At 68.3% G+C, this 25532-nt stretch carries 20 protein-coding genes; 13 read left to right on the top strand and 7 right to left on the bottom strand.

The genetic code is table 11. The features are described 5' to 3' along the window. Positions 1–32 precede the first annotated feature (32 nt). A complete protein-coding gene (urtE, locus tag QTI05_RS03180; RefSeq protein ID WP_286542059.1) occupies positions 33–725 on the top strand; it encodes an urea ABC transporter ATP-binding subunit UrtE in 693 nt (230 codons plus the stop codon). A gap of 54 nt (positions 726–779) precedes the next feature. Here the strand turns inward: urtE and acs are convergent, their stop codons facing one another. Then, the gene (acs, locus tag QTI05_RS03175; RefSeq protein ID WP_286622878.1) at positions 780–2762 is read right to left on the bottom strand and encodes an acetate--CoA ligase; all 1983 of its coding nucleotides are present in this window, start codon (positions 2760–2762) and stop codon (positions 780–782) included. Positions 2763–2785: 23 nt separating this feature from the next. Beyond that, positions 2786–4429, bottom strand: coding sequence for an acyl-CoA synthetase (locus tag QTI05_RS03170; protein WP_286622877.1), 1644 nt, complete (start codon positions 4427–4429; stop codon positions 2786–2788). A gap of 132 nt (positions 4430–4561) precedes the next feature. Between QTI05_RS03170 and QTI05_RS03165 the strand changes: the two genes are divergently transcribed. From QTI05_RS03165 to QTI05_RS03150, 4 genes are all read left to right on the top strand, one after another. Beyond that, on the top strand, positions 4562–6508 hold the full coding sequence (locus QTI05_RS03165) for a PAS-domain containing protein (protein WP_286622876.1): 1947 nt from the start codon (positions 4562–4564) through the stop codon (positions 6506–6508). After that, positions 6505–7251, top strand: a complete 747-nt coding sequence (locus QTI05_RS03160) for a response regulator transcription factor (protein ID WP_286542063.1) — start codon at positions 6505–6507, stop codon at positions 7249–7251. Before QTI05_RS03165 ends, QTI05_RS03160 begins: the two co-directional genes overlap by 4 nt. 91 nt (positions 7252–7342) lie before the next feature. Beyond that, positions 7343–7651: a DUF485 domain-containing protein gene (locus QTI05_RS03155; protein ID WP_286622875.1), complete on the top strand. Its 309-nt coding sequence runs from the start codon at positions 7343–7345 to the stop codon at positions 7649–7651. Further along, the gene (locus QTI05_RS03150) at positions 7648–9378 is read left to right on the top strand and encodes a cation acetate symporter (protein WP_286622874.1); all 1731 of its coding nucleotides are present in this window, start codon (positions 7648–7650) and stop codon (positions 9376–9378) included. Before QTI05_RS03155 ends, QTI05_RS03150 begins: the two co-directional genes overlap by 4 nt. Before the next feature lie 3 nt (positions 9379–9381). On the opposite strand, the gene QTI05_RS03145 is transcribed toward QTI05_RS03150, so the two are convergent. Then, positions 9382–10026: a 3'-5' exonuclease gene (locus tag QTI05_RS03145; protein WP_444812860.1), complete on the bottom strand. Its 645-nt coding sequence runs from the start codon at positions 10024–10026 to the stop codon at positions 9382–9384. Further along, the gene (locus tag QTI05_RS03140) at positions 10023–11867 is read right to left on the bottom strand and encodes a putative nucleotidyltransferase substrate binding domain-containing protein (protein ID WP_286622873.1); all 1845 of its coding nucleotides are present in this window, start codon (positions 11865–11867) and stop codon (positions 10023–10025) included. The genes QTI05_RS03145 and QTI05_RS03140 overlap by 4 nt, the downstream gene beginning before the upstream one ends. 164 nt (positions 11868–12031) lie before the next feature. Between QTI05_RS03140 and QTI05_RS03135 the strand changes: the two genes are divergently transcribed. Then, positions 12032–13267 carry an MFS transporter gene (locus QTI05_RS03135; RefSeq protein WP_444812859.1) on the top strand — a complete coding sequence of 412 codons (1236 nt, stop codon included), beginning with the start codon at positions 12032–12034 and terminating at the stop codon, positions 13265–13267. Here the strand turns inward: QTI05_RS03135 and QTI05_RS03130 are convergent. Both QTI05_RS03130 and QTI05_RS03125 read right to left on the bottom strand, forming a co-directional pair. Then, entirely contained in the window at positions 13264–13998 is a 735-nt protein-coding gene (locus tag QTI05_RS03130; RefSeq protein WP_286542068.1) for an amino acid ABC transporter ATP-binding protein, read from the bottom strand. The genes QTI05_RS03135 and QTI05_RS03130 overlap by 4 nt on opposite strands. A 13-nt stretch (positions 13999–14011) precedes the next feature. After that, positions 14012–16957 carry an FAD-dependent oxidoreductase gene (locus tag QTI05_RS03125; RefSeq protein ID WP_286622872.1) on the bottom strand — a complete coding sequence of 982 codons (2946 nt, stop codon included), beginning with the start codon at positions 16955–16957 and terminating at the stop codon, positions 14012–14014. Positions 16958–17021: 64 nt separating this feature from the next. On the opposite strand from QTI05_RS03125, the gene QTI05_RS03120 reads away from it, so the two are divergent. From QTI05_RS03120 to QTI05_RS03100, 5 genes are all read left to right on the top strand, one after another. After that, complete coding sequence (locus QTI05_RS03120; protein WP_286622871.1) at positions 17022–17918, top strand: dihydrodipicolinate synthase family protein; 897 nt, start codon at positions 17022–17024, stop codon at positions 17916–17918. 63 nt (positions 17919–17981) lie between these two features. Next, positions 17982–18812, top strand: a complete 831-nt coding sequence (locus QTI05_RS03115; RefSeq protein ID WP_286542071.1) for an ABC transporter substrate-binding protein — start codon at positions 17982–17984, stop codon at positions 18810–18812. A 9-nt stretch (positions 18813–18821) separates the two neighbouring features. Beyond that, positions 18822–19535, top strand: a complete 714-nt coding sequence (locus QTI05_RS03110; RefSeq protein WP_286542072.1) for an amino acid ABC transporter permease — start codon at positions 18822–18824, stop codon at positions 19533–19535. 13 nt (positions 19536–19548) lie between these two features. Next, positions 19549–21003: a dihydropyrimidinase gene (gene hydA, locus QTI05_RS03105; RefSeq protein WP_286622870.1), complete on the top strand. Its 1455-nt coding sequence runs from the start codon at positions 19549–19551 to the stop codon at positions 21001–21003. Positions 21004–21067: 64 nt separating this feature from the next. Then, positions 21068–21754, top strand: coding sequence for a GntR family transcriptional regulator (locus QTI05_RS03100; RefSeq protein WP_286622869.1), 687 nt, complete (start codon positions 21068–21070; stop codon positions 21752–21754). Here the strand turns inward: QTI05_RS03100 and QTI05_RS03095 are convergent. Next, on the bottom strand, positions 21732–23183 hold the full coding sequence (locus QTI05_RS03095; RefSeq protein ID WP_286622868.1) for an MFS transporter: 1452 nt from the start codon (positions 23181–23183) through the stop codon (positions 21732–21734). The genes QTI05_RS03100 and QTI05_RS03095 overlap by 23 nt on opposite strands. A 145-nt stretch (positions 23184–23328) precedes the next feature. Here QTI05_RS03095 and QTI05_RS03090 point away from each other — a divergent pair, with 145 nt between their 5' ends. After that, positions 23329–24339, top strand: coding sequence for an aldo/keto reductase (locus QTI05_RS03090; RefSeq protein WP_286622867.1), 1011 nt, complete (start codon positions 23329–23331; stop codon positions 24337–24339). Then, on the top strand, positions 24336–25484 hold the full coding sequence (locus QTI05_RS03085) for a zinc-binding dehydrogenase (RefSeq protein WP_286622866.1): 1149 nt from the start codon (positions 24336–24338) through the stop codon (positions 25482–25484). Before QTI05_RS03090 ends, QTI05_RS03085 begins: the two co-directional genes overlap by 4 nt. The last annotated feature ends 48 nt before the right edge of the window (positions 25485–25532 follow it).

The following is a 25532-nucleotide window of genomic DNA, read 5'->3' as shown; positions in this document are numbered from 1 at the left end:
AGGCGTAGCGAAGCGCAGCCTGGGGGCGAGTCATGCTGACAGTCAAGAACATCCACCAGTACTACGGCGGCTCGCACATCCTGCGCGACGTGAGCTTCACCGCCACGCTCGGCACGGTCACGGTGCTGCTCGGGCGCAATGGCGTCGGCAAGACAACCTTGCTCAAGTCGTTGATGGGCCTGGTGCCGATCAAGAGCGGCAGCATCGAGTTCGACGGCAAGCCGATCCAGAAGAACACGCCCTACGAGCGCGCCCGCGCCGGCATGGGCTTCGTGCCGCAGGGCCGCGAGATCTTCGCGCGGCTCACGGTCGAAGAGAACCTGCGCATGGGCCTGGCCTACAAGAGCGGCAGCACGCCGATTCCGGCCGAGCTGTTCGAGCTGTTTCCGGTGCTCAAGCAAATGATCAACCGCCGCGGCGGCGATCTTTCGGGCGGCCAGCAGCAGCAGCTCGCGATTGCACGCGCGCTCGCGCCCAAGCCCAAGCTGTTGATCCTCGACGAGCCGACCGAAGGCATCCAGCCGTCGATCATCAAGGACATCGGCCGCGTGATCCGCATGCTGGCCGACCGCGGCGACATGGCGATCGTGCTGTGCGAGCAGTACTACGACTTTGCCGAGGAACTGGCCGACGACTACCTGGTGATGGAACGCGGCGAGGTCATCGCACGCGGCCTCGGCAAGGACATGGAGGCGCAGGGTGTGCGCCAGCTTGTGGCGATCTGAGCGCTTCGGTTCCGGGGCAGGATCAGGGCGGCCTACCCCAGACGCCTTCTCGCATCAGTGCGCCAAACCCAGCTGTTCAAGGATGGCCGGGTTCTCCAGCGTCGACGTGTCCTGCGTCACCGCCTCGCCCTTGGCCACCGAGCGCAACAGGCGCCGCATGATCTTGCCGCTGCGCGTCTTGGGCAGGTTGTCGCCGAAGCGGATGTCCTTCGGCTTGGCGATCGGGCCGATCTCCTTGGCCACCCAGGCGCGCAGTTCGTTCGCGATCCTGATGGCCTCCTCGCCGGTCGGGCGGCCGCGCTTCAGCACCACGAAAGCGCAGATCGCCTCGCCGGTGGTGTCGTCCGGCCGGCCGACCACGGCCGCCTCGGCCACCAATTCGGTATGCGACACCAGCGCCGACTCGATCTCCATCGTGCCCATGCGGTGCCCGCTCACGTTCAGCACATCGTCGATGCGGCCGGTGATGGTGAAGTTGCCGGTCTTCGCATCGCGGATGGCGCCGTCGCCGGCCAAGTAGTAGCGGCCTTTGAATTCTTCGGGGTAGTAGCTCGCCTTGAAGCGTTCCGGGTCGCCCCAGATGGTGCGGATCATCGCGGGCCACGGCTTCTTCACCACCAGGAGGCCGCCCTGGCCCCAGGGCATCGGGTTGCCGGCCTCGTCGACCACGTCCGCACTGATGCCCGGGAAGGGCAGGCTGCAGGAGCCCGGCACCAGGTTGGAGACACCCGGCAGCGGCGTGATCATGTGGCCACCCGTCTCGGTCTGCCAGAAGGTGTCGACGATCGGGCAGCGGCCGCCGCCGATATGGCGGTGGTACCACTCCCAGGCGGCCGGGTTGATCGGCTCGCCGACCGAGCCGAGGATGCGCAGGCTCGACAGGTCGTAGTTGCGCGGATGCGCCATGGGCGTGCCTTCGGCCGCCTTGATGAGCGAGCGGATCGCCGTCGGCGCGGTGTAGAACACCGTCACCAGATGGTCCTGGATCATCTTCCAGAAGCGTCCGGCGTCCGGGTAGGTGGGCACGCCCTCGAACACCACTTCGGTGGCGCCGAGCGCCAGCGGCCCGTAGGTGATGTAGGTGTGGCCGGTAACCCAGCCGATGTCGGCCGTGCACCAGAACACGTCCTCGGGCTTGAGGTCGAAGGTCCAGCTGCAGGTGAGTGCGGCATGCAGCAGGTAGCCACCCGTCGAGTGCTGCACACCCTTCGGCTTGCCGGTGGAGCCCGAGGTGTAGAGCAGGAACAGCGGATGCTCCGCACCCACCCATTCGGGTTCGCAGCTGGTCGGCTGGGCCGCTGCGAGTTCGGCCATCCAGAGGTCGCGCGGCGCATTGAACGGCACATCGCCGCCGGTGCGCCGGGTGACCAGCACGTTGCGCACGCTCTCGCAGCCGCCGAGCGCCAGCGCGTCGTCGACGATCGCCTTCAGCGGCAGGTGCTTGCCGCCGCGCACCTGCTGGTCGGCCGTGAGCACCAGCACCGCGCCTGTGTCGGCGATTCGGTCGCGCAGCGCCTGCGACGAGAAGCCGCCGAACACCACCGAGTGGATGGCGCCGATGCGCGCGCAGGCCTGCATGGCGACAACGCCGTCGATCGACATCGACATGTAGATGACGACGCGGTCGCCCTTCTTCACGCCGAGAGAGCGCAGCACGTTGGCCGCGCGGCAGACCCGCTCGAGCAGTTCCGCATAGGTGATGCGCGTGACGGCGCCGTCGTCGGCCTCGAACACGATCGCGGTCTTCTGGCCGAGGCCACGTTCCACGTTGCGGTCGAGGCAGTTGTACGACGCGTTCAGCGTGCCGTCTTCGAACCATTTGAAGAAGGGCGCATTGCTGTCGTCGAGCACCCTGGTGAAAGGCGTCTTCCAGGTGATGAACTCGCGCGCCAGGCGTGCCCAGTAGCCTTCGTGGTCGGCGTCAGCCTCGTCCACCAGCTTGTCGTAGGCCGCGCGGCCCGAGACGTGTGCATTGCGCACCGTGACGTCGCTCGGCGCGTACGCGGCGGCGGTGAGAACTTCGGGTTGGGTGGTCATGAGGGTGTCTCCTGGGGGTGATGTCAATCGATGGCGCTGGCGGAATTCACGCGGTCGCGCAGCAGAAACTTCTGGACTTTTCCGGTCGATGTCTTGGGCAGCTCGCCGAACACGATGCGCCTGGGCACCTTGAAGCGCGCGAGCAATGGCCGGCAGAACTCGACCAGCTCGGCTTCCGAAACCGCGCGGCCGGCCTTGAGTTCGACGAACGCGCAGGGCACTTCGCCCCATTTGGTGTCGGGCTGTGCCACCACGGCGGCGCTCAGCACGGCAGGATGGTGGTGCAGCGCGTCCTCCACCTCGATCGACGAGATGTTCTCGCCGCCCGAGATGATCACGTCCTTGCTGCGATCCTTGATCTTCACGTAGCCGTCCGGGTGCAGCACGCCCAGGTCGCCGGTGTGGAACCAGCCGCCCGCGAAGGCCTCTTCGGTGGCACTCGGGTTCTTGAGGTAGCCCTTCATCACCGCGTTGCCGCGGAAGAAGATCTCGCCAATGGTCTCGCCGTCGGCCGGCACCTGGATCAATGTTTGCGCGTCGAGCACGGTCACGGCCTGCTGCAGCGGGTAGGACACGCCCTGGCGGCCGTTGAGCCGGGCCCGTTCTTCCGCCGGCAGTCCTTGCCAGGACGGCTGCCGCGCGCAGATGGCGGATGGGCCGTACACCTCGGTCAGCCCGTAGACATGGGTGATCTCGATGCCGGCGCCCTCACAGCCCTCGATCACCGCCGCCGGCGGTGCCGCGCCCGCCACCAGGCCCTGCACCACGTGGTCGATGCCCGCGCGCAGTTCGGCCGGCGCGCTGATCATCATGCTGTAGACGATCGGCGCGCCGCACATGTGCGTGACGCGGTGCTCGCGGATCAGCGGGTAGATCAGCGCCGGGTCGACCCGGCGCAGGCACACGCTGGTGGCCCCTGCCAGTGCAAGAGCCCACGGGAAGCACCATCCGTTGCAGTGGAACATCGGCAGCGTCCACAGGTACACCACCTGGTCCGGCAGGTTCCACGCGATCACGTTGCTGGCCGCGTTGAGGTAGGCGCCGCGGTGGTGCGTCACCACGCCTTTTGGGTTGCCGGTGGTGCCGGAGGTGTAGTTCAGCGCAATGGCGTCCCACTCGTCGGCCGGCAACTGCCAGGCGAAGTCGGGGTCGCCCGCGGCAAGAAAACTTTCGTAGTCGATTTCGCCGAGCCGCGCGCCGGGGGGCGCCAGCGCGTCCTCGACCTCGATCACGAGGGGGCGGTGCGCACCCATCGTCGAGAGCGCCTGACCCACGACGCCGGCGAACTCGCGGTCGGTCAGCAGCACCTTGGCCTCGCCGTGCTGCAGCATGAAGGCAATGGCCGGCGCGTCGAGCCGGGTGTTCAGCGTGTTCAGCACGGCGCCGCTCATCGGCACGCCGAAATGGGCCTCGAACATGGCGGGGGTGTTGGGGAGCATGACGGCCACCGTGTCGCCGGGCCCGATGCCGCGCGCTGCCAGCGCGCTGGCCAGCCGGCGGCACCGGCTGTAGGTGTCGGCCCAATTGCGGCGCACCGCACCGTAAATCAGCGCCAAGCGATCCGGATAGACGTGGGCGGAGCGCTCGAGAAACGAAAGCGGCGAAAGCGCCACGAAATTCGCAGCGTTCTTGTCGAGCCCCATGGCGTAGGGGTTGGTGCGTGTCATGTTGTCTCCGAGGGCGTCGTTTTCCCGAAGCCCGAGGATCGGCCATGAACATTGCACAAGCCGCATCGAAAAATGACGAATGATTGCAGCGAGGGGGCTATAACCGTCAGAACTTCCCAGGGACACGACGTTTTGCCCTACACAGCTCCGCTCGCGCGCTACCAGACCCTGCAGGCCGGCCTCGACCTGCTCGACCAGGGGCTGTCGATCTTCGATGCCGAGCTGCGCCTGGTGGCCTGGAACAGCGCCTATGTGCGCCTGCTCGATTTCCCGGAAGGCATGGCCTGTATCGGCACGCCGTTCGACACCTTCATCCGCTACAACGCCCGGCGCGGCGAATACGGTCCGGGTGATCCCGAGGCGCTGGTCGCCGAGCGCGTGGCTGCGGCCCGCACCTTTGCACCGCACGACATCGAGCGCGTCCGCCCCGACGGGCGCGTGCTGCACATCCATGGCGAGCCGCTGCCGGGCCATGGCTTTGTCACCCTCTATTCGGACATGACGGCGCAGCGCGAGGCCGAGCGCACGATCCGCGAGCACAGCGTCGACCTCGAGAACCGCGTCGCCGCGCGCACCGCGGAGCTGGCCAGCAGCGAGCAGCGCGTGCGGCTGGTGATGGACTCGATCCCGGCGCTGGTGGCCTACTTCGACCGCCACCGCGTCTACCGCTACATCAACCGGGGCTACCGCGACTGGTTTCGCGTCGACACCACGCGGCCCGAACAGGCCAGCGCACGGTCGTTTCTGGGCGACGCGGTGTATGCGGTGGTCAAGCCGTACGCGCTGCGCGCCATGGCTGGGGAAGCGGTGAGCTTCGAATACGAACTCGTCACCTCCACCGGTGACCGGCGCGCCGTGCGCACCTCGCTGGTTCCCGAGCGTACGGCCGACGGCACGTTTGCCGGCTGCTTCGAGCTGACTTTCGACATCACCGAGCAGAAGCGTGCGCAGGAACTCCTCGTGCGCACGCAGAAGCTGGAGGCAATGGGCCATCTGACTGGTGGGCTGGCGCACGACTTCAACAACATCCTGACCGTTGTCATCGGCAACCTCGCGGCGCTGGCGGATGCGCGGCCCGGCGATGCGCTGGTGCCCGAATACGTGCAGCCGGCGCTCGACGCCTCCCGGCGCGGGGCCGAGCTGGTGAAGGGCATGATGCACTTTGCCCGGCGCCAGCCGTTGCAGGCCAGCGCGGTCGACGCCTTGGCGCTGCTCCAGACGGTGGAGCGGCTGGTGCGACGCTCGCTGCCCGAGCACCTCGAACTCGTGATCGACGCCGCTGGCGCCGCCACTCCGCTATGGGCGTGGATCGACCCGAGCCAGCTCGAGCAGGCCCTGGTCAACATGATCCTGAATGCACGCGACGCCTCCCGGCCCGATGGCCGCATCACACTGCGCCTGCGCCCGGTCGTGCTGGACGCCGGCGCCGCTGCGACGCTGCAGACGGCCACCGGCGAGCACGTGCGCATCGACGTCGAAGACAACGGCGCCGGCATGGATGCGCACACGCTGGCGCACATGTTCGAACCCTTCTTCACCACCAAGCAGCCGGGCCTTGGCACCGGCCTCGGCATGGCCATGGTGTATGGCTTCATCAAGCAATCGGGCGGCGCCATCGACGTGCACAGCCAGCCAGGCCGCGGCACCACCATCTCGCTCTGGCTGCCCGCCAGCGGCGGCGTCGAAGCCCAGCGGGCGATGCCCGCCGCGGTCCCGGCCGAGGCGGGCTGGCGCGGACTCGCGCTGCTGGTGGACGACGATGCCCAGGTGCGCCGCGTGATCCGTCGCAACCTGCTCGAGCTGGGCTACAGCGTGCTCGAGGCCGACAACGGGGCCGAGGCCCTGCAACTGCTCACGCACACCGACAACATCGCGCTGCTGTTGTCCGACGTGGTGATGCCGGGCAGCGTCGATGGCCGCGAGGTCGCACGGGCGGCGCGCGCGCAGCAGCGCGCGCAAGCCGTGGTGCTGATGAGCGGCAACGCACCCGGTGACCTGCAGGTGCCCGGCGTGCCGCTGCTGACCAAGCCGTTCACGACCGCGCAGCTGGCCGATGCGATCGAGGCGGGCCGGCCATGAACACGCTGGCCTACCGCGGCATGGCCGACGAGGGGGCGCCACCCTCGCTGGTGTTCCTCGTGGAAGACGATCCGGCGGTGTCGAAGCTGGTGCTCGCCGCGCTCACCGAGTTCGGCTTCAACTGCGAGGGCTTCCAGACAGGTGCCAGCGTGTTGCGCCGCATGCAGACTGAAAAGCCCGACCTGTGCATCGTCGATCTCGGCCTGCCCGACATGGACGGCATCGACCTCATGCGCCGCATCACCGCGCAGTCGAATGCCGGCGTGCTGATCCTCACCGGCCGCGGCCACACGGCCGACCGCGTGATGGGGCTCGAGCTGGGGGGCGACGACTACATGACCAAGCCCTTCGAGTCGCGCGAGCTGGTGGCGCGGGTGCGCAGCATCCTGCGCCGCCGCATGGCCGCGCCCGGTGCCACGGGCGGGCGACAGCGGCGCTACGCCTCCTTCCTGGGGTGGCGCATCGACTGCGCAGCCAACATCCTGCGGGCGCCGGACGGAACCGAGCACCTGCTGGGCACAGCCGAAACCCAGGTGCTGCGTTGCTTCGTCGAGCGGCCGCACCAGATCCTCACGCGCGAGCAGCTGATGGGCGCGCGCGACCTGCTGCCCACCGACCGCAGCATCGATGTGCGCATCTCGCGCCTGCGCCGCAAGATCGAGAACGATCCGCACGACCCGACCATCATCAAGACGGTGTACGGCGCGGGCTACATGTTCGCCGCCAACGTCACCTGGGAGTGATTGCAATCGCAATGTGACGAATGATTGCGTCGTCGCCCACGGGCGGATCGGGCGTTCCAGAATCGCGCCGACCCAAGCCTCGGAGACAACCATGCGCGATCCCATCGTCGACAAGATCCAGTCGAATCCCAAGTACCACGAGCTGCGCCGCAAGCGCAATACCTACGGCTGGCTGTTCGCGGCGCTGATGATGGTCGTGTACTACGGCTACATCGCGCTCATCGCGTTCAACAAGCCGTTTCTTGCCACGCCGATCGGCAGCGGCGTCACCACGATCGGCATCCCGATCGGGCTCGGCGTGATCGTCTTCACCATCGCCATCACCGCGATCTACATCCGCCGTGCCAATGGCGAGTTCGATCGGCTGACGGCCGAGATCCTGAAGGAAGCCACGCAATGAACCGCCGTTTTTCATCTTCTTTCTTCGCGCTCGCCATGCTGCTGGCCACCGGTGCGGCCATGGCCGCCGGCGGTGATGTCGGCCAGGTCGCGAAGCAGCCGACCAACTGGATCGCGATCGGCATGTTTTCCGGCTTCGTGCTGCTCACGCTGTGGATCACCAAGCGCGCCGCGGCGCGGACCAAGTCGGCTTCGGACTTCTACACCGCAGGCGGCGGCATCACAGGCTTCCAGAACGGCCTCGCGATCGCGGGCGACTACATGTCGGCCGCGTCGTTCCTCGGCATTTCTGCCGCGGTGATGGCGACCGGCTACGACGGCCTGATCTATTCGATCGGCTTCCTGGTCGGCTGGCCGGTCATCACCTTCCTGATGGCGGAGCGGTTGCGCAACCTGGGCAAGTTCACCTTTGCCGATGTGGCCGGTTATCGCTTTCAGCCCGGCCCGATCCGCGCGTTCGCGGCCTCCGGCACGCTGGTGGTTGTGGCCTTCTACCTGATCGCGCAGATGGTGGGCGCCGGCCAGCTGATCAAGCTGCTGTTCGGGCTCGAGTACTGGATGGCGGTGGTGATCGTCGGCGGGCTGATGATGGTGTATGTGCTCTTCGGCGGCATGACGGCCACCACCTGGGTGCAGATCATCAAGGCGGTGCTGCTGCTGGCCGGCGTGACCTTCATGGCGTTGATGGTGATGGCTGCCTTCAACTTCAGCCCGGAGGCGCTGTTCGCCAAATCAGTCGAGGTGCGCACGCTGATCGCGGCCAATGCCGGCAAGAGCCCGGCCGAGGCGGCCGACATCGGCCTGGCCATCATGGGCCCGGGCGGCTTCGTGAAGGATCCGATCTCGGCCATCTCGTTCGGCATGGCGCTGATGTTCGGCACTGCGGGACTTCCGCACATCCTGATGCGGTTCTTCACCGTGCCCGATGCCAAGCAGGCGCGCAAGTCGGTGTTCTGGGCCACCACCTGGATCGGCTACTTCTACCTGCTGATCTTCATCATCGGCTTCGGCGCCATCACGCTGGTGCTGACCAATCCGGAGTTTGCCGACACCACCACGGGCGTCATCAAGGGCGGTGCGGGTGCAGCCAACATGGCGGCGGTGCTGGTGGCCAAGTCGGTCGGCGGTAACGTGTTCTACGGCTTCATCTCGGCGGTGGCCTTTGCCACCATCCTGGCGGTGGTGGCGGGGCTGACGCTGTCGGGCGCATCGGCGGTGTCGCACGATCTGTATGCCACGCTCATCAAGAAGGGCAAGGCCGACAGCGCAGCCGAGCTCAAGGTGTCGCGCGTCACGACGATCGCGCTGGGCATCGTGGCGGTGGCGCTGGGCATCATCTTCGAGAAGCAGAACATCGCCTTCATGGTGTCGCTGGCCTTCGCGGTGGCGGCCTCGGCCAACTTCCCGGTGCTGTTCATGTCGGTGCTGTGGAAGAACTGCACCACCCGCGGCGCGGTGATTGGCGGCACGCTCGGCCTGATCTCGTCGGTGGGTCTGACCATCGTGTCGCCGTCGGTGTGGGAAGCCACGCTCGGCAACCCGAAGGGCTCGGCACTTTTTCCCTATGCCTCGCCGGCCCTGTTCTCGATGACCATCGCCTTCGTCAGCATCTGGCTCTTCTCGGTGCTGGACCGCAGCCGCCAGGCGCAAGCCGAACGCGCGGCGTTCCCGGCGCAGCAGGTGCGCTCGGAGACCGGCCTCGGTGCGTCGGGTGCCTCCGGGCACTGAGCCTCAGGCCAGCGCTTTCAGCTTCAGGAAAGCCAGCGCGGCCATCACCGCATCGTTCAGCGCATCGTGCGCCGGACGTTGCGGCAGGCCGAGGTCGCTCATCAGCGTGGCAAAGCGCAGATCGATGTCGCCGCCGCGCTCGTGTGCCGGACGCTGGCGGTTCTTGTGGTCGTAGTAGAGCGCCGAGACCTCGATCTTCGGCTGCGGCAGTCCCATGCCGAGCAGCGGAAACAGCACACGGTCGATCATGGCCACGTCGAATTCCAGGTAGTAGCCCACCAACGGACGACTGCCGATGAAGCGCAGCAGCCGGTGCATCGCCTCGTCGGGCGCGATGCCCTCGGCCACGTCACGCTCCCGCAGGCGGTGCACGCGCACGCTGTCGGCCGACACGGCACGCCGATCCGGCCGCACCAGCAGTTCCAGCCGCTCGCTGCACAGGATGCGGTTGCCGCGGATGCGCACCGCGGCGATGGCCACGATCTCATCGCGCCGCGTGTCCAGCCCGGTGGTCTCGCAGTCCAGCGCCACCCACTCGTCGGGCGGCGGCGCGTCCCACATGAAGCGAAAGCGCGGGTCGCCCAGGTGGTAGAGCAGCCACCAGCGCTTGAGCGCGACGGTCCAGGGGAAGGGCGCGATGGCGCTCACACTGCGTCCAGGTGGAAGCGCTGGTGCAGCATGCGGCGAAAGCGCTTGACCACGTCCAGCGTGTCCTTGAGCAGGTCGCGCTCCAGGCTGCTCAGGCGGCTCGGGTCGACCTTGCCGCTTGCCGCATGGCCGGCATCGAGTTCCGCGAGACCCGCCTTCAGCCGCAGGCCCATGAAGAAGTAGAGACTCTCCAGCACGTCGGTGGCGAGCGCGCGGTCGATCTGGCCCGCCGCCACCAGCGCATCGAGGCGGCCCGCGGTGGAGGTTTCGCCGAGCTGTGCGCGCAGCGCCAGGCTGCGCACGCCGTGCACCAGCGGGAACAGGCCCTGCTTCTTGATGTCGAAGCCGCCGCGCGGGGCCTCGCCGCGCGTCAGCAGGCGATGCAGCCAGCCGCCGTCGTCGGCAAAGGCGTCGACCGCGGAGGCAAAGCGCGCGAGCATGGCATCGTTGTCGGTGGTCAGTGCGAACAGGCTCGCGCGCACGCCGGCCAGCAGGCCCGCGTCGCCGCAGACCGCGTGCGCATCGAGAAAGATCGCCAGCGCCATCAGCCGGTCGCCGTCGGGCTGCAGCAGCCAGCCGCGCGCGCGTTCGGCAAATTCGCGCTGGCCGGCGCGCCAATGCGGGTTCGACACCATGATGCCGCCGGGGCATTCGGGATAGCCGAATTCGATGAGCGAGCGGGTGAAGCGCGCGCAGATCGCGTCGAGGTCGGCGGGTGGCGCATAGCCGTCGCGCAGCAGCAGGCCGTTGTCCTGGTCGGTCTTGAGCAGTTGCTCGCCACGGCCTTCGCTGCCCATCACGAACAGGCAGCTGTTGGCGACCAGCTCCGGCGGCGCGATCAACTGCCAGGTGCGTTCGAACAACTTGGCGTTGAGGGCCTGTACCAGCGTTGCGATCTGGCCGACCCGCGTGCCGCCGCGGTGCAGCAGCGCGATCAGCCGCGTGACGTGCCCGCAGGCCTGGCCCAGTGCCGCCAGATCCTGCGCCTCGGCGATCTCGCGGTTGATCAGGTAGGAATGGTTCGACAGAAAGCTGAACAGGTCGAGCGCCTCCAGCACGCCCACCACGCGGCCGCTGTGGTCGTCGGCCAGAACGGCCACCCGGTGCACCTTGTGCCGCACCATCACCGTCAGGGCGTCGCCGACCGGGTCGCCGGCGTTCACCGTGATCAGGCCGAAACTGGTCACCTCGCGCACCGCAAGGCGCTCCAGCGGCGTGCCGTGCAGCACGGCGCGCTGCAGTGCCGTCACCGTGAAGATGCCGAGCCGCGGCACGCCCTCGGCATCGGTGTCGCGCACCAGCACGTTGGAGGTGCGCTCGGCCTGGAACAGGCGCACCACCGAGAGCACGTCGCAGTCGGCATCGACGAAATGCGGCACGCGCACCGGGATCGCGTCGACGCGCGCCAGCGCCAGCGACTGCAGTTCGTGCTGGCTGCTGCGCCCGGCGATGGCACCGAGCTTCTTCGAGAGGTCGGAGAACAGCAGCGCGCCGAACGCCGCGTTGCACGCGATCAGGTCATTCACCACCTCGCGCGAGAGCTGGTAGGCCACCAGCTCCTCGGCCGCGACGAAACGGCCGCTGACCTTGCCCGCCACCAGGCTGCGGCCATCGAAGGTGTCGTCGGGCCCGAAGCCGGCCACCGGCTCCCCGCCATCGGGCTCGAACTGCTGCACGAAACCCTTGATCACCACGAACAGGTGGGTCGGCGCGACGGCGGCATCGAGCACGATCTCGCCCTCGCGAAAGTAGGCGATGTCGACGCCCGCACGCACCCGCTGCTGCTCGTCGGGCGTCAGGCAGTCGAAGGGCGAAACCTGGAAGTTGAAGGCGTTGGGCATGGCACGTCGCCTGGGAAGTGTCCGCTGTCGCCGCCTGCTGTGCTTGATATCGGACAAGCTGTTGCGCATTGGCCCGGTCGCCGCCCCCTGTCCTGCAAGGATATGGGGTTTACCCTAGACTCGGGCGTTGCCCGACGCCGCCGGGCTTCTCCAAGGAACCCGGTTTGAACGTCACATCCACCGCGCCGGCCGGCGTGGAAGCCGCCGCGCTGCCCCAAGTCAACTTCGGCCGCGCCATGCTGGCGCTCGGCGTGGGCGGCTTCGCCATCGGCACCGGCGAGTTCGTCATCATGGGCCTGCTGCCCGAGGTCGCCAGCGACATCGGCGTGAGCATTCCGACCGCCGGCCATGTGATCAGCGCCTATGCGCTGGGCGTGGTGATCGGCGCACCGGTGCTGGCCGTGCTGGCCGCGGGCTGGCATCGCCGCGCCCTGCTGATCGCATTGATGGCGGTGTTCGCGGCCGGCAATTTCGCCAGCGCGCTGGCGCCCGGATATCTCTCGCTCAACCTGCTGCGCTTCGCCACCGGCCTGCCGCACGGCACCTACTTCGGCGTGGCGGCACTGGTTGCGGCCGCACTCGCGCCACCGAACCGGCGCGCGCGTGCCGTCGGGCTGGTGATGCTGGGGCTCACCGGTGCCACGCTGGTCGGGGTGCCGATCGCGGCATGGCTCGGCCAACTGTTCGGATGGCGCGCCGCATTCGTGTTCGTCGGCGTCATCGCGCTGGCCGCGGTGGTGCTGCTGCGTCGCGACATTCCCGACATTGCACCGGCCGCCGGCGCCAGTCCGTGGCGCGAACTCGGCGCGCTCAAGCGCAAGCAGGTCTGGTTCACGCTCGGCATCGGCGCGATCGGCTTCGGCGGCATGTTCTCGGTGTTCAGCTACATCAAGCCTACGCTGACCGAAGTGGCCGGCCTGCCGCTGGGCGGCGTGCCGTTCGTGCTCGCGCTGTTCGGGCTCGGCATGGTGATGGGCAACGTGGTCGGCGCGCGCCTGGCCGACAAGTCGCTGATGCGCACCATCTTCGGCCTGCTTGTCTATTCGGCGCTGGTGCTGACCCTGTTCACCTTCGCGGCGCAGCATGTGGTGACGGCGGCGATCAACGTGTTCCTGATCGGCACCATCGTCGCCATCGGCCCGGCGTTGCAGATCCGCCTGATGGACGTGGCCGGCGACGCCCAGACGCTGGCGGCCGCGCTCAACCATTCGGCCTTCAACACGGCCAATGCGCTCGGCGCATGGCTGGGCGGCGTGGCCATCACGGCGGGCCTGGGCTGGGCCTCGACCGGCTGGGTCGGCGCGCTGCTGGCAGTGGCGGGGCTCGGCGTGTTCGGCTGGTCGATCGCAAGCGCGCGGGCCGAGGCGCGGCGGATGCCGGCCACGGCGTGCGCGGGCTAGTGCTGCAGGATCTTCGAGAGAAACTGCTGCGCCCGCTCCGAGCGCGCTGAAGGATTGCCGAAGAACTCTTCCTTCGCGCAGTCCTCCACGATCGCGCCGCGGTCCATGAAGATCACCCGGTGCGCGACCTTGCGGGCAAAGCCCATCTCGTGCGTCACGCACATCATCGTCATGCCGTCGCGCGCGAGCTCCACCATCACGTCGAGCACCTCGTTGACCATCTCGGGGTCGAGCGCCGAGGTCGGCTCGTCGAACAGCATCGCCACCGGATCCATTGCCAGCGCCCGGGCGATCGCCACGCGCTGCTGCTGACCGCCCGAGAGCTGGATCGGATACTTGTGCGCATGGGCCTTCAGGCCGACGCGCTCCAGCAGCGCGAGCGACTTGTCGTGCGCCTCGTCGGCCGAACGCTTGAGCACCTTGCGCTGCGCGATCGAGAGGTTCTGTTCGATCGACAGGTGCGGAAAAAGCTCGAAGTGCTGGAACACCATGCCGACCCGCGCGCGCAGCGTGTTGATGTTGACCTTGGGGTCTGTGACCGACACGCCGTCGATCGTGATGCGGCCTTTCTGGAACGGCTCCAGTGCGTTCACGCACTTGATGAGCGTCGACTTGCCCGAACCCGACGGGCCGCAGACGACCACGACTTCGCCCTTCTTGATTTGCGTCGTGCAGTCGCTCAGCACCTGGAAGGCGCCGTACCACTTGCTCAGTTGTTCGATCTCGATCATTGCGGTTTTTCCTTCAAAGGAAGCGGTCGATGCGGAATGGCGCCAGGTCGACGTCGGTGCGGCCGTGCACGATCAGGTCGGTCACCAGCCGCGCCGCGATCGGCGCCAGCGTGTAGCCGTTGGAGGTAACGGCGTTGTAGAAGCCGGGCACGCCGGGCACATCGCCCAGGATCGGCGCCCCGTCGATGTTGACGTTCATGCCGGCCCAGCAGCGCACCATGTGCAGCCCGCTCACGGCCGGCAGTACCTTGCGCGCGACCCACAGGCTGCCTTCGATGCTGGCGCGTTCGGCGCGGTTCAGGCGCATGCCATCGTGGAAGGCGGCGGTCCAGCCGCCGCCGATGATCAGGCCGCCGCTGGCAGCCTGCTTCAGGCTCAGGTGCCGGTCGGCATGCGCGATCAGATGGTCGACCAGCGGCGGTGCCGGCTCGGTCACGATCATCTGCAGCGGCGCGCCTTTCACGGGGATGCGCACGCCGAGCATGTCGCCGACCGTGCTCGACCAGGCACCACTGGCGTTGACGACGCGGCCGGCGCGGATCGGCCCGCGCGAGGTCTGCACGAGAAAGCCCGCGCCGTCGCCGGGCAGCCGCTCGATCGCGCGCACGTCGCAGCCGCGCAGCAGGCGCGCGCCCTGCTGCACCGCGCGCGAGGCTACGGCATAGGTTGCGCGCAGTGGGTTGATCTTGCCCTCCATCGGGCACAGCTCGGCGCCGAGCAGCGCAGGCGACAGGGCCGGCGAGAGGCGGCGCAGTTCCGCGCCGTCGATCACCTGGGCATCGATGCCATGGCTGCGTTCGAGCGCCGCCTTGGCCTCGATGAAACGCATGCCTGCATCGCTGTCGGCCACCATCAGGCCGCCGGTGATCTTGATCTCGAGGTCTTCGCCGCAGTCGCGCTCGATTGCCTGCCACAGCCGCACCGACATCGGCCCCAGCGGCAGCGCGGCCGCGGCCGGGCCGCCGCCTTGCTGGGCCTTTTCGCCGAAGTCGAAGGACAGCAGCTGCACATGCAGGCTGCCCGCGTTGGCGCCGGAGGCCTGCAGGTTGATGTCGTCTCGGTCGACCACCATCACGTCCTGCCCGGCCTGCGAGAGGTAGTAGGCTAGGCAGGCGCCGAGCACGCCGGCACCGATTACCAGCACATCGGCCTGCATCGGCGCCAACGTGCCGTGTTCCACCGGCCGCGCCAGGTTCGGCGTGATGGCCGGCTTGTGGCCACCCCACTCGGGCTTCTCGAAGCCGAGCGCGCCGGCCGGCACCGGCTTGGCCGGCGGGCGCGGCGCGAAGTACTGCTCGGCATCGGGCACGCGGCCGGTCATCTCGCCGACGAGCCGCGCGGCCGTCACCGCGCAATAGCGTCCCTGGCAGCGGCCCATGCCCAGGCGCGTGTTGCGCTTGAGCGCGGCCAGCGTGTCGCGGCCGACCCGGATCTGTTCGCGCACCGAGCCGAACGTTATTTCTTCGCAGCGGCACAGCACGGTGTCGTCGGGCACCTGGCTCAACGCGACGGGCGGCGGCGCGTAGATCGCCCAAAGGGCCTGCTGGAAGGACAGCGCCCGGTCGAGCTCTGACTTCACCGCGTCCGATGCCGGCGCCTGCAGGCCGAGCTGGCGCGCTGCCGCCGCGCCGGCCAGCGTGCCGCGCGCCAGTGCCACGCGCGAGCCGCCCAGGTCGGCGCCGTCGCCGACGACGTAGACGCCGGGCAGGCTGGTGGCACCGTCGCCCTGGGTGACGGTGGCGAGGTAGCCCAGATGCCGATCGCTCACGCGGTGTTCGCAGCCGAGCATGCGCGCGAGTTCGGTCGACGGAATGAAGCCGTAGCCGACGCAGAGCGTGTCGGCATCGAAGTGGCGCGGCGCGCCGGCGGCGTGGCCCTTTGCGTCGAGCGGCGCGACGTGCACGCGCTCGACCCGTTCCTTGCCCTCGACCGCTGTCACGCCGTGCTGCCACAGCACCGGCACGCCGCGCGCGCGCAGTTCACGCAGATAGCGCCAGCCTTGCAACAGCAGATCGGGGGCGGTGCGCGCCGCCTGCAGCAGGTGGCGCGCCTGGCGCAGCGACGGGCGCGGTGCCGATTCGAGCACGGCCAGCACCTGCGCACCGCCGGCCACCAGCTCGGCCGCGAGCTGCAGGTTCAGCGGGCCGTTGCCTGCGACCACGATGCGCTGGCCCGGCGCCACGCGGTAGGCGCGTGCCAGGGTCTGCGCGGCGCCGGTGGTCATCACGCCCGGCAGCGTCCAGCCGGGGAAGGGCGCCGGCCGCTCGTAGGCGCCGGGCGCGATCACGAGCTGGCGGCAGCGCAGCACCGTGGCGCGGCCGTCGACCAGCGCGCCGACTTCGGTGGCCGAGAACGCGGCCCAGACCTGCGCGCCCTGGTGCACGACCACACCCGCCGCGCGGACGGCGCGCTCCAGTGCCAGCCCCTGCGCGAACTGGCGGTCGGCCGGTGCGGCCGCCTGCTGCGAGGGCGCGAGCGGCTTGAAGTACTGGCCGCCGCTTTGCAGCCGCTCGTCGAGCAGCGTGACCTGCGCACCCGCCCGGCGGGCCGCCAGCGCGGCAGAGAGGCCAGCCGGGCCGGCGCCGACGACCAGCACGTCTACCGCCAGTTCCACCGGCTGTTCGCCGGGCTCGGGCGTGAGAGGGCGCAGCGGGTCGTCCGGCGTGCCGGCCGGCAGCGTCGAGCGCACCTGCTGACCATCCGCCGCCTTGGTCATGCAGGCGCGCTGACTGGCCTGGCCGTCGACGGTGACCAGGCAGTCGAAGCAGGCCCCCATGCCGCAGTACAGGCCGCGCCGCGCTCCGCCGCGCGTGTGGCGCAGCTCGGCAATGCCGGCGGCAGACAGCGCCGCAGCAATGGTTTCACCGGCGACTGCGTCGATTGGGCGGCTGTCGTACCAGAAGCGGATCGGCTGGCCGGCGGCGTGGATGGAAGGGTGGGTAAGTCGTTGACTTCGCATTCGGTATACGTATACTACACGTATACATTCATATCGTCATTCGATTTTTGAACCAAGGACGGACATGACAGCGTTTCGCGGCACCTACACGGTGCTCATCACCCCCATGACGGCAGACGGCAAAAACGTCGATGTGCCGGCGCTCAGGAAGCTGGTCAACTGGCAGATCGAAGAGGGGATCCACGGCCTGATTCCGCTGGGCAGCACCGGGGAGTTCCTGTCGCTGACGCCGGAAGAACGGCAACTGGTCATCGAAACCTGCATCAGCACTGCAGCAAAACGCGTGCCCGTGCTGATCGGCACCGGCGCCGAGTGGACCGACGAATGCGTGCGCCTGAGCCGCGAGGCCGAGACCATGGGCGCCGACGGCGTGATGATCATTCCGCCGTTCTACAGCTCGCCGACCGATGACGAACTGTTCGCGCACTACCGCAAGGTGGGCGAGGCCATCGGCATTCCGATCATGGTCTACAACAACCCGGCCACCGCCAACGTCGACCTGAAGCCGGAGCTGGTGGCGCGCCTTTCGCGCATCGACAACTGCCGCTACATCAAGGAGTCGACGCTGGAGGTCACGCGCGTGCGCGACATCATCGAGCTGTGCGGCGACCGCATGACGGTGTTCGCCGGCATCCTGGGCTACGAGTCGTTCTGGCTCGGCGCGCAGGGCTGGGTCGCGGTGTGCTCCAACCTGATTCCGAAGATGTCGGCGCGCCTGTTCGAGCTGGTGGCCGACGAGCAGGACATGCCCGCCGCGCTCGCGCTCTACAAGCAGATGTTGCCGATCGTGCGCTGGGTCGGCGGCCACCGCTACGTGGCGGCCTCGAAAGACGGCCTCGGGATGATGGGCCTGCCCGTCGGCCAGCCCCGTGCCCCGCGGCTGCCGCTGCCAGAAGCCGATGCACGCGACCTGCGCGTTGCGCTCGACAGGCTCGGCCTGCTCGACTCGATCGCGGCCTGAAGCGCCAGCACCCTTTTTGTTTTCTCCCTTGCCTCGTCCGTTCAACCTTCCGAAGGATTCCCCATGAAATTGCTTCCCGCCATCGCCTCGGCCGCAGCGTTCTTCGTTCTCTGCATCGGCGGCGCCCACGCCCAGGCCTGCAAGTCCCCGGTGCCCGATTCGGCACTGGTCAAGAAGGGCACGCTCACCATGTCGGTCAACCCGACCCTGCCGCCGATGCAGTTCGTCGACCAGACCGGCGCGCTCAAGGGCATGCGTGTCGAACTCGGCGAGATGATCGCCAAACGCCTGTGCCTCACGCCCGAGTACGTGCGCATCGAGTTCTCGGCCATGATCCCGGGCCTGCAGGCCGGCCGCTGGGACGTCATCAACACCGGCATCTTCTACACCGAAGAGCGCGCCAAGCTCATGCAGATGCTGCAGTACGAAGACCAGGCCATCAGCATCAGCACAGCCAAGGGCAACCCGCTCAAGATCGCCAAGCCCGAAGACCTCTCGGGCAAGACCATCGGCGTGGAAATCGGCGGCTTCGAGGAGCGCAAGACGCGCGAGCTCGACAAGCAGCTCACCGACAAGGGCATGAAGGGCATGAACATCCGCACCTTCGAGAACTTCGCGATGTCGTTCCAGTCGCTGCGCGCCGGCCAGGTCGAGGTGGCGCTGTCGATCGACTCCACCGCGGCCGAATACCAGAAGCGCGGCGACTTCGACCGCGTGCTCAACGGCCTGTTCCCGACCCCGGTGGCGCTCGCCACCAAGAACAAGGAACTCGCGACCGCGATGGCCAAGGTGCTGAACGACATGAAGGCCGACGGCAGCTTCCAGAAGCTGTTCGACCAGTACGGCGTGAAGCCGATCGACGGCGCCGTGACGGTCAAGGGCCCGGCGAGCTGATCGCCTGCCATGGGACAAGGCTGGAGCTGGTCGGGCTTTACCGACTATCTGTTCAACCCGTACATCCTGGCGGGGGCGGTCACCACGCTCTGGCTCACGCTGGCGTCGATCGCCGGTGGGCTGGTGCTGGGCAGCGCACTGGCGCTGGCGCGGCTGTCGAAGCACTCCTGGCTCTCGACGCCCGCGCACTTCTACATCTGGGTGTTCCGCGGCACGCCGCTGCTGGTGCAACTCATCATCATCTACACCGGGCTGCCGCAGCTCGGGCTGAAGCTGTCGGTGGTGGAGTCGGCGCTGCTCGGGCTGATCCTCAACGAAGCGGCGTACCTCGCCGAAATCGTGCGCGGCGGCATCCAGGGCATTTCGGTCGGCCAGACCAACGCGGCGCGCGCCGTGGGCTTCAGCGGCGCGCAGGCCATGCGCTACATCGTGATGCCGCAGGCCATGCGGCTCATCATTCCCACGCTCGGCAACAGCATCAACGGGCTGCTCAAGACGACCTCGATCACGTCGGTGATCTCGATGGAGGAACTGCTGCGCCGCACCCAGGTGCTGATTCAGGAGAAGTTCATGGTGCTCGAGCTGTTCATCGTCGCGGCGATCTACTACCTGCTGATGACCACTGCCTGGGACTTCGTGCAGCGGCGCATCGAACGCCACTACGGCCGTGCCTACAGCAGCACGGTGACACCGGTCAAAGACCTCGCGCTCGAGCAACGCTAGAAGGACGATTCCAATGCCCCGCTACGACCTGATCCTGCGCAACGCCGACATCGCGACCGTCGGCGACCGCTACAGCGCCGACATCGGCGTGCGCGACGGCCGCATCGTTGCCATCGCGCAGGGCCTCGAAGGCGAGGCCGCGCAGACGCTCGACGCTGCCGGCCGCCTCGTGACGCCCGGCGGCGTCGACGGCCACTGCCACTTCGACCAGCCCACCAACGACGGCTCGAAGTACGCAGACGACTTCTTCACCGGCACCCGCTCGGCGGCCTGCGGCGGCACAACCACGGTGCTGCCGTTCGCGGTGCAGCAGCGCGGCGCGTCGATCCAGGCGGCGGTCGACGACTACCACCGCCGCGCCGACGGCAAGGCGGTGATCGACTACGCCTTCCACCTGATCGTGGCAGACGCCACCAAGGACGTCACCCAGCGCGAACTGCCGATGCTGATCGACAAGGGCTACACGTCCTTCAAGATCTACATGACCTACGACGACCTGAAGCTCGGTGACCGGCAGATCATCGAGGTGCTGGCGGTCGCGCGCCGCCACGGCGCGATGACCATGATCCACGCCGAAAACAGCGACTGCATCGCCTGGCTGACCGAACAGCTGCTCGAGGCGGGGCTCACCGCGCCGCGCTACCACAGCAGCTCGCGGCCCATGGCGGTCGAGCGCGAGGCCACGCACCGCGCGATCGCGCTGGCCGAACTGATCGACACGCCGATTCTCATCGTCCACGTCTCGGGCCGCGAGGCGGTGGAGCAGATCCACTGGGCGCGCGGGCGCGGCCTGCCGGTCTACGCGGAAACCTGTCCGCAGTATCTGTTCCTCAGCGCCGAAGACCTCGGCATCGACCCGGACGATCCGATGCACGGCGCCCGCTGCGTCTGCAGCCCGCCGCCGCGTGACAAGGCCAACCAGCAGTTCATCTGGAACGGCCTGTCGAGCGGGCTGTTCACCATCGTGTCGTCCGACCACGCGCCCTTCAACATGGAAGGCCCGCACGGCAAGCGCGTGGCTGGCGAAGAGGCTTCGTTCGACCGCATTCCCAATGGCATCCCGGGTGTCGAGACGCGGCTGCCACTGCTCATGAGCGAAGGCGTGCTGGGCGGGCGCATCGACATCCACCGTTTCGTTGAACTCACGTCCACCAATCCGGCACGCCTCTACGGGCTGTACCCGAAGAAGGGGACGATTGCGGTGGGCGGCGACGCCGACTTCGTGGTCTGGGACCAGTTCGCCGAAGGCGAGGAACGCACGTTGACCAACCAGATGCTGCACCACGCGGTCGACTACACGCCCTACGAGGGCATGAAGCTGCGCGCCTGGCCCGCCACCACGGTCTCGCGCGGGCGCCTGGTGTGGCACGAAGGGCGCTTCCAGGCCGAGGCCGGCTCCGGCCAGTTCCAGCCTTGCCTGCGGCCCCGTGCGCCGCGCGATTCGAATCCGCTCGACCAATGGTTGTGACGCGGCGTCGCTGCCGACTCCCGGGCTGCTAAGCTTTTCCGCTTCCGTGCACTTGCTCCATCGCATGCCAAGCCTTCCCAGCCCGGCGCAACCCGCCACCATCACCATCACGCCGCTCGAGGTGCGCTCGGCCAGCCTGGCCGAGCAGGCCTACGAGCGGCTGCGCACGCTCATCCTCGACCGGAAGATCTTTCCCGGCAGTCCGTTGCAGGAAGGGCGGCTGGCCGACGACCTGGGCATCTCGCGCACGCCGATGCGCGAGGCGCTGGTGCGGCTGGCCGGCGAAGGCCTGCTGGTGCGGCGCGACGCGCGCTCCTACGCCGTGCGCGCGCTGGGCACCAAGGAATACTTCGACTGCATGCGCGCGCGCGAGGTGATCGAAGGCGAGGCCATCGCGCTGGCCGCAACGCGCATCGATGCCGCGGACCTCGACCGGCTGCAGGCCGAGATCGAGGCACTCAATGCCGGCGAGCACGACGAAACCGAGCACTGGCATTTCGACGACAAGTTCCATGTGTTCATTGCCACGGCCAGCGGCAACGTGGTGTTTCCGCGCCTGGTGGAAGAACTGCGCGTGAACGCGCGCCTCTTTCGTCTGCACAGCCCGCTGCATCGGCAGCGCGAGAACCACAATGAGCACGGCGACATCATTGGTGCCCTGCGCGCGCGGGATCCGGAACGCGCGCGACAGGCCATGCGCGAGCATTTGCGCAGCCTGCAGGAAGACGTCAAGCGTGCGTTGATCGACTGACGGGCTCTGCCAGGTGCGCGCCCATCGGCGGCGCGATGTCTTCCAGTGAGCGCCGTTCGGCGTCGATGGCGTAGCGCCATGCGATGAGCCCCGCGACGATCACCAGCACGGCGCCGATCGCGTAGCCGATCGTCACCGCGCCGCGGCTGCCGGTTTCGATCAACATGCCGAACAGCAGCGGCGCGGCGAAGCCCCCGGCACCGGTGCCGACCGCATAGAACACCGAAATCGCGAGGGCCCGCATCTCGAGCGGAAACACTTCGCTCACCGTGAGATAGGCCGAACTCGCCGCGGCCGAGGCCAGGAAGAACACCGTCGACCAGCACAGCGCCTGGCTCAGCGCATCGAGCCAGCCGGCCATGAAGGCGGCGCCGGTCAGTGCGAGTCCGACCCCCGAGAGCACGTAGGTGATGCCGATCATGCGGCGCCGGCCGACCCGGTCGAACAGGGGGCCGAGCAGCAACGGCCCGAGCACATTGCCCAGCGCGAACGGAAAGATGTAGAGCGCCACGCGGCCTTCGGGCACGCCGTGGAAACGCGTCAGCACCAGCGCGTAGGTAAAGAAGATCGCGTTGTAGAAGAAGGCCTGCGAGATCATCAGCGCCATGGCCACGACGCTGCGGCGGCGGTACTGGTGCAGCAGCACGTGCGCCACCTGGCGCATGGTCGGCGCGGCCTGGCGCACGAAGCTCAACCGTGACGTGGCCGGTGCCAGCGGCCCGTGCTGCGCAGCCACCTCGGCTTCGATCCGTTCGATGATCGCGTTGGCCTCGTCGACGCGGCCGTGCGCCATGAGCCAGCGCGGGCTCTCTGGCACGTCGCGCCGCACCAGCAGGATCGCGATGGCCAGCACCGCGCCCAGCGCGAAACCCGCGCGCCAGCCCCACACCGGGCCGAGCACGCGTGCATCGAGCAGCACCAGGCTCAGGCCTGCGCCGAGCGCGGCACCGATCCAGAAACTGCCATTGATCGCCAGGTTCACGCGGCCGCGCACCCGTGCCGGAATCAGTTCGTCGATGGCGGAATTGATGGCCGCGTATTCGCCGCCGATGCCCAGCCCCGTGACGAAGCGGCAGACCGCGAAGAACGCGAAGTTGGGCGAAAGCGCCGTGGCCAGCGTGGCGGCGGTGTACACCGCGAGCGTGATGAGAAACAGCTTCTTGCGCCCGAGCCGGTCTGCCAGGCGGCCGAACAGCAACGCACCGATCACCGCGCCGCCGATGTAGAGCGAGCCCGCGCCGCCGATCTGCGTGGCCGAAAGGCCCAGCGTGTCGGGCCGCTCGAGCACGCTCCCGATGGAGCCGACCAGCGTGACCTCCAGGCCGTCGAGCACCCAGGCCACGCCCAGCGCGATCACCACGCGCCAGTGCCAGCGTGACCAGGGCAGGCGGTCGAGGCGGGCAGGGATGTCGGTGTGGAGCAGGGTCATGGGCCGGGCCTTGCACTGTAGGGACGAAGCGCCCGGCTGCGCTGTCGGCCAAAGTCCCGAATGCCGGCCGAGGCGCCGGCCAGCACGATCCCGCTGCGCTGACTATGATGGCCCGCTCACCATCGCGCACGGAGCGAGACATCCCATGAGCATCCCCATCACCCGCCTCGGGCGCACCGGCCTCAAAGTGTCGCGGCTCGCGCTCGGCACCATGACCTTCGGGCTGCAGACCGACGAGGCCACGTCGTTCCGCATCCTCGACCGCGCGACCGATGGCGGCATCAATTTCCTCGACACGGCCGACGTGTATCCGCTCGGCGGCACGGTCGAAACCACCGGGCGCACTGAAGAGATCATCGGCAACTGGCTGCATGCCCAGGGCCCGAGCCGGCGCAGCCAGTTCATCCTCGCCACCAAGGCGGCCAACAAGGTCGGCCCGAACCCGTGGGACCAGGGCAACTCGCGCAAGCATCTGCTCGATGCGATCGACGCCTCGCTCAAGCGCCTGCAGACCGACCATGTCGACCTGTACCAGCTGCACCACGACGATCCGCACACGCCGCTCGATGAAAGCCTCGAGGCGCTCGACGTGATCGTGCGCTCGGGCCGGGCGCGCTACATCGGCGTGTCCAACTTCCTGTCGTACCGGCTCGCGCGGGCGATCGGCATCGCAGCGCTGCACAAGCTCACGCAGTTCGTGTCGGTGCAGCCGCGCTACAGCCTGCTGTTCCGCGAGATCGAGCGCGAGCTGTTGCCGCTGGCCGGCGAAGAGGGCCTGGGCGTGATCCCCTACAACCCGCTGGCCGGCGGCCTGCTCACCGGCAAGTACGCGCCCGGCGCCAAGCCCGAAGACAACACGCGCTTCACGCTCGGCACGGCCGGCGGCATGTACCAGGATCGCTACTGGAACGAGCGCAGCTTTGCCACCGTGGCGCAGCTGCACAAGCTGGCCGACGAAGCCGGTGTGCCGCTCGCGACACTGGCGGTCGCATGGGTGATGGCCAATCCGCTCATCACCGCGCCGCTGCTCGGCGCGAGCCGGCCGGAACAGCTCGACGCCACGCTGGCTGCCGCCGATTACCAACTGCCGGCCGACCTCAAGCAACGCCTCGACGAACTGACCACCGACTACCGCAAGGGAGATGCACCGCGATGACCACACCGAACCCCCGCACCGGCCTGCAGCTGCGCTCGCTGATCAAGAAGAGCGGCGAACTGGAGCTGTCGCTGGCGAGCGTCCCGCTGCCCGAACTCGGCGCCGACGAGGTGCTCGTTCGCGTCGAGGCTTCGCCGCTCAACCCCTCCGATCTCGGCCTGCTGTTCGGTACGGCCGACATGGGCACGGCCACCGCATCGGGCACGTCCGACCGGCCGGTAGTCACCGCGCGCGTGCCTGAAGGCGCAATGAAAGCCATGGCCGGCCGGCTCGACGACTCCATGCCGGTCGGCAACGAAGGCGCGGGTGTCGTGGTCGAGGCGGGGTCATCGGCCGCGGCGCAGGCGCTGCTCGGAAAAACGGTGGCGGCGATCGCAGGCGCGATGTATTCGCGGTACCGCGTCGTCCCGGTCGCGCAATGCCTGCTGCTGCCCGAGGGTGCAACGCCGGCCGATGGCGCGTCGTCCTTCGTCAACCCGCTCACCGCGCTCGGCATGGTCGAGACCATGCGGCGCGAGGGCCACACCGCGCTGGTCCACACGGCCGCGGCCTCGAACCTCGGCCAGATGCTCAACCGCATCTGCATGCAGGACGGCATTGCGCTCGTGAACATCGTGCGCAAGCAGGAACAGACCGACCTGCTCAAGGCCATGGGCGCGAAGTACGTGTGCGACGCGAGCGCGCCCACCTTCCTGCAGGATCTGACCGACGCACTGGTCGCGACCGGCGCGACCCTCGCCTTCGACGCCACTGGCGGCGGCCGGCTCGGCGGCCAGATCCTCGGCTGCATGGAGGCGGCGCTCAACAAGACCGCGAAGGAATACAGCCGCTACGGCTCGACCACGCACAAGCAGGTGTACCTGTACGGTGGCCTGGACACGCGGCCGACCGAGTTTGTGCGCAACTTCGGCATGGCCTGGGGCATGGGCGGCTGGCTGCTGTTTCCGTTCCTGCAGAAAATCGACCCGGCAGTCGCACAGGCACTCAAGCAGCGCGTGGCCGCCGAACTCAAGACCACCTTCGCGAGCCACTACTCGAAGGAGATCTCGCTGGCCGAGGTGCTCGACCTCGGCACGATTGCGGTCTACAACCAGCGCGCGACGGGCACCAAGTACCTGGTCAATCCGAACAAGAGCCTGGCATAGCAGGCCGCGCATCGGCATCGGCTGACAACGCATCGGGCGCTCGGCCGG

Source organism: Variovorax fucosicus (assembly GCF_030316825.1).
Classification (GTDB): Bacteria; Pseudomonadota; Gammaproteobacteria; order Burkholderiales; family Burkholderiaceae_C; genus Variovorax; species Variovorax fucosicus.
Note: the sequence above shows the minus strand (reverse complement) of the source record. Positions and strands in the feature narration are given on the sequence as shown.